General features: G+C 27.1%; 16 protein-coding genes. 7 read left to right on the forward strand and 9 right to left on the reverse strand.

What is annotated here, in order from left to right:
• Positions 1 to 60 precede the first annotated feature (60 nt).
• Entirely contained in the window at positions 61 to 954 is an 894-nt protein-coding gene (locus AMYT_RS10285) for an AEC family transporter (RefSeq protein WP_114842442.1), read from the forward strand.
• Between the two features lie 7 nt (positions 955 to 961).
• Here AMYT_RS10285 and fmt read toward each other — a convergent pair whose 3' ends face one another.
• The 7 genes from fmt to dnaG all read right to left on the reverse strand — a co-directional run bounded on the left by fmt (position 962) and on the right by dnaG (position 6,605).
• The gene (gene fmt, locus AMYT_RS10290) at positions 962 to 1,882 is read right to left on the reverse strand and encodes a methionyl-tRNA formyltransferase (RefSeq protein ID WP_114842443.1); all 921 of its coding nucleotides are present in this window, start codon (positions 1,880 to 1,882) and stop codon (positions 962 to 964) included.
• A gap of 8 nt (positions 1,883 to 1,890) precedes the next feature.
• Positions 1,891 to 2,658, reverse strand: coding sequence for a glutamate 5-kinase (gene proB, locus AMYT_RS10295; RefSeq protein ID WP_114842444.1), 768 nt, complete (start codon positions 2,656 to 2,658; stop codon positions 1,891 to 1,893).
• Positions 2,655 to 3,746, reverse strand: a complete 1,092-nt coding sequence (gene obgE / locus AMYT_RS10300) for a GTPase ObgE (RefSeq protein ID WP_114842445.1) — start codon at positions 3,744 to 3,746, stop codon at positions 2,655 to 2,657. The genes proB and obgE overlap by 4 nt, the downstream gene beginning before the upstream one ends.
• Positions 3,747 to 3,822: 76 nt before the next feature.
• Complete coding sequence (rpmA, locus tag AMYT_RS10305) at positions 3,823 to 4,077, reverse strand: 50S ribosomal protein L27 (protein ID WP_114842446.1); 255 nt, start codon at positions 4,075 to 4,077, stop codon at positions 3,823 to 3,825.
• A gap of 19 nt (positions 4,078 to 4,096) precedes the next feature.
• On the reverse strand, positions 4,097 to 4,414 hold the full coding sequence (rplU, locus tag AMYT_RS10310; protein WP_114842447.1) for a 50S ribosomal protein L21: 318 nt from the start codon (positions 4,412 to 4,414) through the stop codon (positions 4,097 to 4,099).
• A gap of 101 nt (positions 4,415 to 4,515) precedes the next feature.
• Positions 4,516 to 4,899 (reverse strand): Rid family detoxifying hydrolase, encoded by a 384-nt coding sequence (locus AMYT_RS10315; protein WP_114842448.1) that lies wholly within the window; start codon positions 4,897 to 4,899, stop codon positions 4,516 to 4,518.
• Between the two features lie 68 nt (positions 4,900 to 4,967).
• Positions 4,968 to 6,605, reverse strand: a complete 1,638-nt coding sequence (gene dnaG / locus AMYT_RS10320; protein ID WP_114842449.1) for a DNA primase — start codon at positions 6,603 to 6,605, stop codon at positions 4,968 to 4,970.
• A 77-nt stretch (positions 6,606 to 6,682) separates the two neighbouring features.
• Between dnaG and AMYT_RS10325 the strand changes: the two genes are divergently transcribed.
• Genes AMYT_RS10325 through aroC form a run of 4 tightly spaced genes read left to right on the forward strand, consistent with a single transcriptional unit; the run spans position 6,683 to position 9,908 of the window.
• The gene (locus AMYT_RS10325; RefSeq protein ID WP_114842450.1) at positions 6,683 to 7,732 is read left to right on the forward strand and encodes a tetratricopeptide repeat protein; all 1,050 of its coding nucleotides are present in this window, start codon (positions 6,683 to 6,685) and stop codon (positions 7,730 to 7,732) included.
• The gene (gene rnhA / locus AMYT_RS10330; protein WP_114842451.1) at positions 7,707 to 8,162 is read left to right on the forward strand and encodes a ribonuclease HI; all 456 of its coding nucleotides are present in this window, start codon (positions 7,707 to 7,709) and stop codon (positions 8,160 to 8,162) included. The genes AMYT_RS10325 and rnhA overlap by 26 nt, the downstream gene beginning before the upstream one ends.
• On the forward strand, positions 8,155 to 8,832 hold the full coding sequence (rnc, locus tag AMYT_RS10335; protein WP_114842452.1) for a ribonuclease III: 678 nt from the start codon (positions 8,155 to 8,157) through the stop codon (positions 8,830 to 8,832). The genes rnhA and rnc overlap by 8 nt, the downstream gene beginning before the upstream one ends.
• Entirely contained in the window at positions 8,832 to 9,908 is a 1,077-nt protein-coding gene (gene aroC / locus AMYT_RS10340) for a chorismate synthase (protein WP_114842453.1), read from the forward strand. Before rnc ends, aroC begins: the two co-directional genes overlap by 1 nt.
• Positions 9,909 to 9,998: 90 nt before the next feature.
• Here aroC and AMYT_RS10345 read toward each other — a convergent pair whose 3' ends face one another.
• Complete coding sequence (locus AMYT_RS10345; protein WP_114842454.1) at positions 9,999 to 10,325, reverse strand: hypothetical protein; 327 nt, start codon at positions 10,323 to 10,325, stop codon at positions 9,999 to 10,001.
• Positions 10,326 to 10,751: 426 nt separating this feature from the next.
• Here AMYT_RS10345 and AMYT_RS10350 point away from each other — a divergent pair, with 426 nt between their 5' ends.
• On the forward strand, positions 10,752 to 11,342 hold the full coding sequence (locus tag AMYT_RS10350; protein WP_114842455.1) for a DUF134 domain-containing protein: 591 nt from the start codon (positions 10,752 to 10,754) through the stop codon (positions 11,340 to 11,342).
• A gap of 15 nt (positions 11,343 to 11,357) precedes the next feature.
• On the opposite strand, the gene htpX is transcribed toward AMYT_RS10350, so the two are convergent.
• The gene (htpX, locus tag AMYT_RS10355; protein ID WP_114842456.1) at positions 11,358 to 12,206 is read right to left on the reverse strand and encodes a zinc metalloprotease HtpX; all 849 of its coding nucleotides are present in this window, start codon (positions 12,204 to 12,206) and stop codon (positions 11,358 to 11,360) included.
• A gap of 97 nt (positions 12,207 to 12,303) precedes the next feature.
• Between htpX and AMYT_RS10360 the strand changes: the two genes are divergently transcribed.
• The gene (locus AMYT_RS10360) at positions 12,304 to 12,795 is read left to right on the forward strand and encodes a SixA phosphatase family protein (RefSeq protein WP_114842457.1); all 492 of its coding nucleotides are present in this window, start codon (positions 12,304 to 12,306) and stop codon (positions 12,793 to 12,795) included.
• Positions 12,796 to 12,828 lie beyond the last annotated feature (33 nt).

Raw genomic sequence — 12,828 nt, forward strand, 5'->3', positions numbered from 1 at the left:
TTCAAGAATAAATTAATACTATTATTAATATAATAATCATATTTAAAGGATGGAGAGTTAATGCTAGACCCAGTTTTGCCTATTGCATTTTATTTATTATTTGGATACTTATTTAAAGTCTATTTTAAAGACAATTCAAAAGAGTTAATTGAATTTATTATTTACTTTTCGCTACCAGCAATAGTATTTAATAAAATATATCAATTAGAGTTAAGTTTTGAAATATTTAAACTAATAATAATGTTTAATATAATTATACTACTTAACCTTGTTTTGGCATACTTTTTTGCAAAGTTTTTAAAGTTAGAAAAAAAACTATTTGCAACTTTTTTAATTGTTGCAACTTTTGGAAATACTTCTTTTATCGGATTTTCATATATTGATGCTTTTTATGGTCAGGATTATGTGGTATATGCTTTAATATATGATCTTTTTGGTTCATTTTTATTACTTGTTAGTTTAGGAATGATAATTATAAATTGGGGAAGTGGTCAATATGTTAATTTTAAATCAATTACAAAAAGTGTTTTATATTTTCCACCAATTATTATGTTTTTTATAACTATTTTTGCAAAGTTTTTTACAGTTCCTACTTTTATTATAAATACAACTGAGACTTTAGGTGCTACATTAGTTCCTCTTGCCATGGTAGCTATTGGAATGAAGCTTCAAATAAAAAATATCTTTTATAAACTAAAAGAGGTTATAAGTGCAATGTTTTTAAAAATGTTTATTGTACCCATACTTGTATATTTTGCCTTTTTATTTTTTTACAATATTGAAGATACTTGGAGTAAGGTTACTATTATTGAAGCAGCAATGCCACCTATGACTATGGCAGTAGTTTTAGCCATAAAAGGTGGACTTGATGAAACTTTTGCAATTAATGCTTTAGTTTTAGGAGTATTATCAAGTTTATTAACTGTAACTGGATTTTACTATTTTTTAATGTGATACAATACTATTCTATTGTATCACCAATACTTAATCTTTTACCTCTTAAATAATCAGTAATATTAACTTCTTTTTTAGAAGGTGCTTGCACAATACAAAGTTTTATGCTACCTTTTTTACAAGCAATTATTGCAAAATCTTTTTCAATTTTTAAAATCTCACCCTCTTTATTAGTTGAAAAAGTCTCTTCTAAATAAAGTTGCTTTAATTTTAAACCAGAAGATAAAAATACGCCAGGCCAATAGCAATAAGCTTTATATTTTAAATGTAGCTCTTTTGCACAGGAAAAAGATACAATACCATCTTCTTTTTTTATTTTTTTACAAAAACTAACTTCATTTTCATTTTGTTTTTTAGGATTGATTTTATTAAAATTATCTAATGTTGTTATTGTAAGGTTAGCTGCAATAAATGAAAGTTTATTAAATACTTCATCAACTAACATATTATCTTCTAATTTTAAATACTCTATTGCTAAAATATCTCCACTATCAAGTCCCTCTTCCATAAGCATAGAAGTTACACCTGTATAAGTATCATCATTTAAAATTGATTCTTGAATAGGACTTGCACCTCTATATTTAGGTAAAATAGAAGCATGTAAATTTATACAAGGAGCAAGTTCTAAAATCTCTTTTGGTAAAATTTGACCATATGCTGCAACAATTATAAAATCAACTTTTAAATTCTTAATAATCTCAACAACTTCACTATTATTTCTTAACTTTTCAGGTTGAAAAATTGGAAGAGTAAGAGAGTTGTCAAGACAATATTGTTTAATGTGAGGTGGAGTTAGAACTTGCTTTCTACCAACTTTTTTATCTGGTTGAGTAAACAATCCTACCACCTGATAATCTTGTGATTTTATTAATCTATCAAAGATAACTGTAGCATAATCAGGAGTTCCCATAAATAAAATCTTGCTCATTATATTCCTTATTGTGCTTTAAATAATGTTCCACTTTTATGATTTTCTTCAACTAAGAAATCATAAGCATTTGTTAAATCAAATCCTGAAGATAGATACATTGGAATATTGTTATTCATTAAAAATTTAGCAGCTTTTAATTTAGTTACAATTCCACCTGTTGCAAATTCAGAATTTGGAGTATGTTTCATCTCAAGTTCGCAATCATCAATAAATGAAATATTTTTTTGTAAAACTGCATCATCAAACTCTCTTGGATTTTTATTATAATATCCATCAATATCAGATAAAATTGCTAACATATCTGCTTTAAAATGATAAGCAACATGTGCAGCTAATTGATCATTATCTCCAAAAAGTAACTCATAATTTGCAATTACATCATTTTCATTTAAAATTGGAAGAATATTATTTGATAATAAAATTTCCATTACATTTTGAGCATTTTTTGTTCTTTTTCTAGAATCAAAATCATCTGCAATTAAAAGCATTTGAGCACATTTAATATCATACTCTTGAAACTTCTTTTTATAATGTTTCATAAGTAAAGGTTGCCCAATAGCTGCTAAAGCTTGTCTATTTGCAATTTGTTTTTTATCAAGCTTTAATTTTGTAAATCCAGCTCCAACTGCACCTGAACTTACTAAAATTACTTCATAGTTTTTTTCATTTTTTAATTTTGCGATTAGGTCAACTAAGTTTCCTAATCTTTCTAAAGCTAATTCATTATTTTGAGTTAAAACTGCTGTTCCAACCTTAATAACTAATCTTTTCATTTACTTTGTCCTAAAAGTTCATATAAAGCAAATCTAATAGATTTTGTATTTAAATGTGTTACAGAAGATATTGGTAAAATAAAAAATGGTTTACTGCTATCAAATCTTGACATAGTTAAATCTTGGATAAAGTACGGTAAGTTTGAATCAAAACCAAAGTCATTGCTATTTGATACTTCTAAACCTAACTCTTTTATAAAGTTTTTTATATCTTCATGTAAATCTTCACCATAATATGCATCAACTTTTGTTAAAGCAATTGCATAGTTTCTTCCACTTAACTCTTCTGAGAATTTTTTAAGTTCTTCTTTTAATACTGCATATTGATCAACTATTGTTCTATAATTTGCAACATCAATTGTAAATAATAAAGTTTTTGTTCTTTCAATATGTCTTAAAAATTCTAAACCTAATCCTCTACCTTCACTTGCGCCATCAATAATTCCTGGAATATCAGCCATTACAAAGGAACTATATTCACCAACTTCAACAACTCCTAATTTTGGAGTTAATGTTGTAAATTCATAGTTTGCAATTTCAGGTTCTGCATTTGAAACTGTAGAAATCAATGTTGATTTTCCAACATTTGGATAACCTACTAATCCAACATCTGCAATAAGTTTTAATTCTAATCTAATCTCTCTTTTTTCACCTGGAAGTCCTGGTTGAAAATATGTAGGTCTTTGATTTCTTGAGTTTTTAAAGTGAACATTTCCAAGTCCACCTTTTCCACCTTCTAAAAGTTTAACTTTTTGACCCTCTTCTAATAAATCAAATAAAACTTCATCTGTTTGTGCATCAATAACTTGTGTTCCAGGAGGTACAATAAGTGTTAAAGCTGGTGCTGATTTTCCAGTCATATTTCTACCCATTCCTGGTTTACCATTTTCAGCTTTTAATACAGTTCTTCCTTTATACCAAGATAGAGTATCTGTGTTACTATCAACTTGAAAATAAACATCTCCACCTCTTCCTCCATCACCACCATCAGGTCCACCTTTTACAACAAATTTCTCTCTTCTAAAAGAGGCACAACCTTGCCCACCTTTTCCTGATGAAACTGTAAATTCTACACTATCTATAAACACTATTTTTCTCCTAAAACTAAAAAAGGGTGTAGGCAAAGCCATACACCCTTTAAATTTATCATCAATACCTCAATAATTATGAAGCGTAAACTGATACTTTTTTTCTGTTTTTATCTTTAATTTCGAATTTAACAACACCGTCAATTAAAGCATAAATTGTGTGGTCTTTTCCAATACCTACATTGCTACCTGCGTGTACTTTTGTACCTCTTTGTCTGATAATAATATTACCAGCTCTTACAGTTTCTCCACCAAATCTTTTAACACCAAGTCTTCTACCAGCTGAATCTCTATTATTCTGTGTACTACCTTGACCTTTCTTGTGAGCCATACTTATATCTCCTTAAAAATTATGCAGCGATTTTAGTAATTCTGATTTTAGTAAAGCTTTTTCTAAAACCTCTTTTTAATTTACTATCTTTTCTTCTTCTTTTTTTGTAAATGATAACTTTTTTACCTCTATTTACACCTGTACCGTCTAGTACTACTTCTGCTTCAACTTTTGCAGCCAAAATAGCATCACCAGTTTTAAGTTCTCCATTGTTAACTGCAAGAACATCAGTAATTTCTAAAGTTTCTTTTGCAGCTTTTCCTAAATAATCAACATCTAGGATATCACCTTCTTGAACTTTATATTGCTTCCCAGCACATTTAATAATTGCGTACATTCTTTATCCTCTAACTATCTATATCTATCAAATACGTATTTTTTTGTGAAGCGAAATATTATCTTATATTAGTTTAAACTTTGTTTAAGCGAAAATATTTTTTATTGATAATCGTATGGTAACGCAATCACATCCATTTCAATTAGAACATTTTTTGGTAAAGTTCTAACTGCAACTGTGCTTCTAGCTGGTTTATGTTCTCCAAAAGCTTCTGCATATAAAACATTAACTATACCAAAATCTTCCATATTTTCCAAATAAATTGTAACTTTAATTACTCTATCCATACTACTTTGGCAATCTTCAAGTAATTTTCTTATATTTTCTAAAACTTGTCTAGTTTGAGTTTTTATTTCTCTTTCTACTAATTCTCCCTCTTTTGTTAAAGGGATTTGGCCAGATGTATAGATTAAACCATTTGCTTTTACAGCATGAGAATATGGACCAATTGCTGCTGGTAATCTATCAGAATTTAAAAATTCCATTTTTCTTCCTCAATAATTTTTTGCGTATTTTACAAAAAAATGACCGTGATTTCAATTAATTATGCTTTTTAAAAGTCATAACTTACTGCTTTTCCCTGTTTTAATTGAGAAATTTTATCTCTAATTACTCTAATTTTAATTGCTTTATCTTTAAAATCTAAAGTTTTATTATATAAAATAGTATTAAGTTTTTCAGTAAAATATTTACTTAAAAGTAGTAAAACTTCCCTATATAATCTCTCATCATCATAAACTTCAAGTTTATCATTTAATAAAATAGAATTTAAAGAAGGATTTGAAATATCACTTATTAAAAGTTCAAACTCATTTTTATGATATTCAAAAACTTTTGAATCAACCAAGTCTAATACTTTATCTAAAGTTGAAGGCTTTTCCAAAATAGTTTTAATAATGCAAAGTTCAGCAATATCTATTTTGCTTAAATTAACATCTATTTTTCTTTTTGCTTCATTTGCAATTTTTACTAAATTTTCTCTTATATTTAATTTTTGAGCAATATATCTTTTATATTCATCTTGATAAATTAAACTTAAGCTTTTTAAGTATTCGTTGGCTTCTTGTAAAGCTTTTTGTTTTTGCATAGGGTCATTTATATCATATTTCAAAATAATATAATCAATAGCAAACCTAATAAAAGCAATAGGTTCTGCAAAAATTTTATTTAACTTTTCTATTTTTCCATCTTTTACCATATCAGCAGGGTCTAATCCTGCATCAAAAATAACAACTCCACCTTCAAATTCACTTTGACTTAGCATAACAGAAGCTTTAAAAGCTGCATTTAATCCAGCTTTATCACCATCATATGCAACAATTACTTTAGGTTCACCTCTTCTTAAAATTGGTAAATGTTCTTTTGTTAAAGCTGTCCCTAAAGTTGCCACTGCTGTATTAAATCCTGCTTGATGAAGCATAATTACATCAAGATAACCTTCTGTTACAATAATTCTATTTTTTTTATAAATATTCTCTTTTGCAATATTGTAACCATATAGAAGTTTTGATTTATTAAAAAGTTTAGTTTGTGGAGAGTTTACATACTTTGCATTATGTCCACTAATAGTTCTTCCACCAAAACCAACTATTTTATTATTTAAGCCATAAATAGGAAAAGTTATTCTTTCAATAAATCTTGAATATAAGCCATTTTCTCCTGTATCAATAACTCCTAGTTCTTTAGCTTCGGCTAAATTTAGAAAGTTGTCTTTTAAAAAATTTATTGTTTCAAAGGATTTTGGAGCATAACCTATTTCAAATTTTTCAATAGAAAATTCAGAAATTCCCCTACTTTTGATATATTCTTTTGCTTCAAGATTATTTATAAAAAGTTTTTGATAATATTTATTTACTGTTTCTAAAATTTTTAAATCTATTTTAGGTTTATTTTCATTTTCTTCATAATTTAAAGTTACATTATACATTGAAGCTAGTTTTTCAATAGCTTCAGGGTAAGATAATTTTTCATATTCCATTATAAATTTAATAGCATCACCACCTGCACCACAACCAAAACAATGATAGATTTGTTTTGCTGGACTTACTACAAAAGAAGGAGTGTCTTCTCCATGAAAAGGACAACAAGCCTTAAAGTTTGCACCAGATTTTTTAAGCTCTAATGATTGGGAAATTACATCAACTATTTCAAGATGGTTTTTTAAATTATCTATTGATTCTTTTGTTATCATAGTAAAATTATACTCTTTTATTATTTTATATGTGCTTTTATGTTAATATATATCACTTTATTAAATAAAGGTTTTAATTGGATAGCTTAGTATTAGATTATCGAGACCCACTTTTTAGTGTTATAATCTTCTTTACATTGATATTTTTAATTTCATTTATTACATACTCATTTGGTGTGTATAAAGAAAAGAATGCCAGAAAAGATTATAGGGAACTATTAACTAGGTTTGAACTTGGTAAATTAAAAGAAGAGGACTATGTTCACTTATATAAAACATATAATTTACCTTTTGATTCTATACTACTATTAGCTTCTACCTTTGTACATAAAGGAAATTATAATAAAGCAATTTCTGTTTATCTAACTTTATTGGAGCATGTTACTGATAGGGTTAAAAAAGAAGAGCTTTTAGAGTTATTGGGTTCTACTTATTTTAAAGGTGGATTTTTACAACGTTCAAAAGAGATATATTTAAGAATATTAAAATTCTCTTCAAGAAATGAAAATGCTTTAAAACATCTTCTTATTATCTATGAAAAGCTAAAAGAATATGATAAAGCTTTAGAAGTAACACAAGCCTTAGATGAATTGCAAGTGGAAGTTATTAGAGAACGAATCTATATTGAAACTTTAAAAGTTTTAAATAATTCTGATTTATCATATGAAGAAAAAACATCAACTTTATATTCCTCATTTAAATTAAATCATATTATTGAAAGACTTTTTGTTGAGTTTCTTATCCAATTTAATAAAGATTTCTTTTGGAAACATATAGAAGAATTTGATATAACAAAATTTATTGATTTATTATGGTACTTAGATTTTAATGATATTGATTTTGATAAGGTTTCAAAAAATAAACTTTTAAATCAAATATATAATGCAAAAGGCTACTTAAAAACTTGTAATCATAGTAGTGATTTTGTACTTGATATTATGATTATCTTAAATCGACATGAACATAAAGTGCCAGCTACCTTGGATTTTGAGTTTATTTGTACTTCTTGTAAACATATACATCCAATCTATGAATCAAGATGTCCACACTGTCATAATATTCTAACTTTTAAAGTTAAATATAATTTAGCTAAGGATTTAAATGAAGAAAATCAATCTTTACAGTGATGGTTCAAGTTTAGGAAACCCTGGACCTGGAGGTTGGGGAACAATTCTTGAATATAATGGTTATGAAAAAGAACTTTTTGGAGGACAAAAAGATACTACAAATAATCAAATGGAATTAGTTGGAGTAATTGAAGGTTTAAAAGCATTAAAAGAACCTTGTATTGTAAATGTGATTTCTGATTCAACTTATGTTGTAAAAGCAATTAATGAGTGGCTTGAAGGCTGGGTTAGAAATAATTGGAAAAGTGCCTCAAAAAAACCCGTTAAAAATGTAGAGTTGTGGCAAGAGTATTTAAAAGTTTCAAAACCACACAAAATAAATGCAATTTGGGTAAAAGGTCATGCAGGGCATGAGCATAATGAAAGATGTGATATACTAGCAAGAACATTTGCTGAAAACTTAAAAAGTAAAGGGGAAGAAAATGAGTGATTACTCAAAGTTAGAAAAGTGTTTGGGTTATCAGTTTAAAAATAAAGATCTGATAATCGAAGCACTTACACATAAAAGTTTAAAAAAGCCTTATAATAATGAAAGATTAGAGTTTCTAGGTGATGCTGTTTTAAACTTAATTGTAGGAGAATATTTATACTTAAATTTTCCAACTTCAAATGAAGGTGAATTATCAAAAATTAGAGCTTCATTGGTAAATGAAACAGGCTTTACTAAACTAGCAAATGAGATTAGATTAGGTGATTATATCTATATTTCTACAGCTGAAGAGAGAAATAAAGGTAGAACAAAAGCTTCTATTTTATCTGATGCTTTTGAAGCAATTATGGGTGCAATATATTTAGAATCAGGACTTGAAGTTTTAAAGCCAATTATTTTAAATCTACTACGAAGCACTTATGATAAAATCAATTTGGATGTTTTATTTAGTGATTATAAAACTGCTTTACAAGAAATAACACAAGCACAATTTGGAAGTATTCCTGAATATAGAATTGAAGGTTCATATGGTCCTGATCATAAAAAAGAGTTTGAAGTATCAATTTGGATTGATGGGGTTAAATATGGACAAGCAAAAGGTAAAAGTAAAAAATTAGCTCAACAAGCAGTTGCTAAAATTGCTATTGACAAATTTAAGGAAATTAATTAATGAATAGCTTTGGAGTAAAATTTAAATTTACAACTTTTGGTGAAAGTCATGGGAAAGCCTTAGGTTGTATTGTTGATGGAGTACCAGCAGGTATTAAAATAGATGAAGAATTTATTCAAAGTGAAATGAATAGAAGAAAGCCTGGACAAAATAAATATGCAACTGCAAGAAAAGAGAGTGATACAGTTGAAATTTTAAGTGGTGTCTTTGAAGGAGTAACAACAGGAACTCCAATTTCTATGATAATTTTTAATGAAAATCAAAAAAGTAAAGATTACTCAAATGTAAAAGATTTGTTTAGACCAGGACATGCAGATTTTACTTACTTTAATAAATATGAAATTAGAGATTATAGAGGTGGAGGAAGAAGTAGTGCAAGAGAAACAGCAGCTAGAGTTGCAGCAGGAGCTATTGCTAAACTTTTATTAAAAGAGCTAAATATTAAAGTTCAAAGTGGAATTTGTGAAATTGATGGAATTAAAGCTTTAAATATTGATTTTTCAAATGTTGAAACTTCTGAGATTTATGCTTTAGATAAACAAGTTGAAGAAGCCCAAAAAGAAGCTATTTTAAAAGCAAAAAATTCTCACAATAGTGTGGGAGGAGTTGCATTAATAAATATACAAAATTGTCCTGTAGGACTTGGTGAACCACTATATTACAAACTTGATTCTCAATTAGCAAATGCAATGATGAGTATAAATGCAGTTAAGGCTATTGAAATTGGTGATGGAATAAATAGTGTAGCTATTAAAGGCAATGAAAATAATGATGCCATAAGAGCAAATGGCTTTAAATCAAATCATAGTGGGGGAATTTTAGGTGGAATTTCAAATGGTGATGAAATTAACTTAAAAGTATATTTTAAACCAACCCCATCAATTTTTATAAAACAAGAAACAATTGATATTTATAATAATGAAGTTGAATGTGAATTAAAAGGAAGACATGATCCTTGTGTTGCAGTAAGAGGAAGTGTAGTAGCTGAATCTATGGCAGCTCTTGTAATTGCTGATATGTTACTTTTAAATATGAGCTCAACAATTAAAAATATTAAAAAAGTTTATGGGAAGTAAAAAGAAAAGATTAGTTTATAAAGTAAGTTTTACTTAATTTTTTTTATATATAATTTCAAAAGTACCTCTTTGGTCAAGGGGTACTTTTTTTTATATCTTTTTTAATTTATCTTGAACAAAATCACTATATAAAGATAAAACTTTTTTTCTATTTTCTTCAACAAAAATAGATACTCCATTTTTCTTTAATTCTTCAATAGGTAAACCTTCTGTTTGAGAAACAACTATAACATTAAAATTATTCTTCTTAAACTCTTTTACAAGATCTTTTGAAGTTCTTTTTTTATCTAACATCTCTACAGAACTAATTGTTTGTCCAGTAAGATTTAAAATAGTAAAATATGAGGCTTCATTTATATTTGAAGCAACTTGTGACATGTAACTTAGATTTTCAACTGTAGGAAAGACTATTCGCATTTTATACCTTTTATCAAATTTTTAAAACAATAAAAAGGATTTTTGTAAAAACTTAAAAAATTGATTATATATATAAAAAAGTTTTTACAAAAATAATGGTGTTATAATCTTGATTGTCCCAAGAGAGGAGTGTTATTTTGTATGTTAGGCTAGACAACTAAACAAAATGGACAATCAAATTATATGTTAATATATTCTTCAAACCTAACCCCAATTCAAGTTCAACTAAGAATAAATTTGAGAGAGCGGGTTCACTTAGTTTAATTAAAAATTTATGTGCTATTCATAAAATTTTCATTTTGAGTTAAGTCTTATGAACATATGACCGAATAATATCATTTATTTGAGCATATGTCAAGTACTTTTTTAAATTTTTCAATAAAATTATGATAAAATAACCAAATCAAAAGAACACTAAGGAGATAAATGCCTAGAGAAAAATTAGAGAGAAAATTAGATTTAAAACCTGTGTGTAAATACTTTGGACCCAAAGATACAAAAGCTAGTGAAGATGTGGTTTTACTACATGAAGAACTAGAAGCAATACATTTAATGGATTCATTTTGTATGTATCAAGAAGATGCAGCGAAAAAAATGAATGTATCAAGAGCAACATTTGCAAGAATTATAAAAAGTGCAAGAAAAAAAATCTCTTTGGCATTAATAACTGGTAAAAATATAAAAGTACATGAAGTTAAAAATGAATTTCATATAGCAATATGTTCAAATACAAAAGATGAATTTGAATACTCTGAGGCTGAAGCAAAATATATATGGATTATATTTATAAAAGATTATAAAATTAAATCTATTAGTTGCATAAATAATCCAATGTTTGAAAATGAAGAAGAAGCTACATGTAATGTACTGCCTGATGTTTTATATGATTATGGAGTTAATTATTTTATGATAAAAGATATTGATTATGATTTAAAAATTTCTTTAATTGCAAAGGGAATTTATCCTATTTTAAAAGAAGAGATACAAATAGATAATTTAGTAGATATTTTTCAATAGAGACCTTTAAAGTCTCTATATCTGTTTTTTCAACTCTTCTAATCTTGCTATTCTATCTTCTGTTGTAGGATGAGTTCTAAATAAATCAGAAAATTTCATATCTTTTCCACTAAATGGATTTATAATAAACATATGAGCTGTTTGTTCTGTTGCATTATGAACTTCACCTCTTTTTGCAAAACTTTCCAATTTACTTAAAGCACTTTGTAATGCACTAGGATTTCCTGTAAGTCTTGCAGCACCTTCATCAGCCATATACTCTCTACTTCTACTTACTGTCATTTGTATAATTGCAGCAGCTAATGGTAAAACTATTGCTAAAATAATCATAATAATTGGGTTTGAGTTTTGTCTATCATTTCCACCACCAAACATTGCACCAAATTGCATCATATTTGCAATCATTGCAATTGCTCCTGCAAAAACAGCAGCTATTGTTCCAATTAAAATATCATAATGCCTAACATGTGATAATTCATGGGCAATTACTGCTTCTATTTCTTTTTCATTTAATAAATCAATTAACCCTTGAGTTACAGCAATAGCTGCATGCTCATGATTTCTACCTGTTGCAAAAGCATTTGGAGTATGTTCAGGAATTATATAAACTCTTGGCATTGGTAAATTTGCTTTATATGCTAGTTTTTGTGTAATTTGATATATATAATTTCTTTTATCAAGAACTTCAACGGCATTGTATTGTGCAAGAACTTGTTTATCTGAATAATAATAAGCATAAAAGTTCATCCCACCAGCAAGCAAAAAGGCAATAAGCATTCCATTTGCTCCTCCAAAAGAGTAACCAATAAATACAAATAATACAGATAAAAGAGCTAAAAAAAATACTGTTTTTACTTGTTCCATAACTCTACCTTTTAATTAAATTTCATATACTATATTATATTATAATTTATCAAGTTTAACAAACAATTAAAAGCTACTAAATTCTTAAGGAGATATTTTGAAAAAGTTATATTTAATTAGACATGCTAAGTCTTCATGGAAAAATTTAACCCTAGAAGATTTTGATAGACCTTTAAATAAAAGAGGCAAAAAAAATGCACCATTTATGGGAAACTTACTAAAACAATTGGAAATAAAACCTGATTTAATCATAGCCTCTCCTTCATATAGAACTAGAATTACAGCAGAATTAATAGCTTTGGAAATTAATTATGACAAACATAAAATAGAATATTATGAAAATTTATATGAAGCTTCTTTAGAAGATATAGAAGAGGCTATAAAATATTTAGAAGATAAATATGAAACTATATTTTTAGTGGGACACAATCCAAGTTTAAATCAATTTAGTGAAAAATTTGCTTCATTTAAAGATAATATCCCCACTTGCGGAATTATTGAATTAAGCTTTAATTGTCAAAATTGGCAAAAGATTTCACCTAGCAATTGTAAATTAATATCTTTTGAATATCCAAAAAAATATAAATAGTAAAAAATAATGTCATTTTTATTAATTTTCAAG

Source organism: Malaciobacter mytili LMG 24559 (assembly GCF_003346775.1).
Lineage (GTDB): Bacteria > Campylobacterota > Campylobacteria > Campylobacterales > Arcobacteraceae > Malaciobacter > Malaciobacter mytili.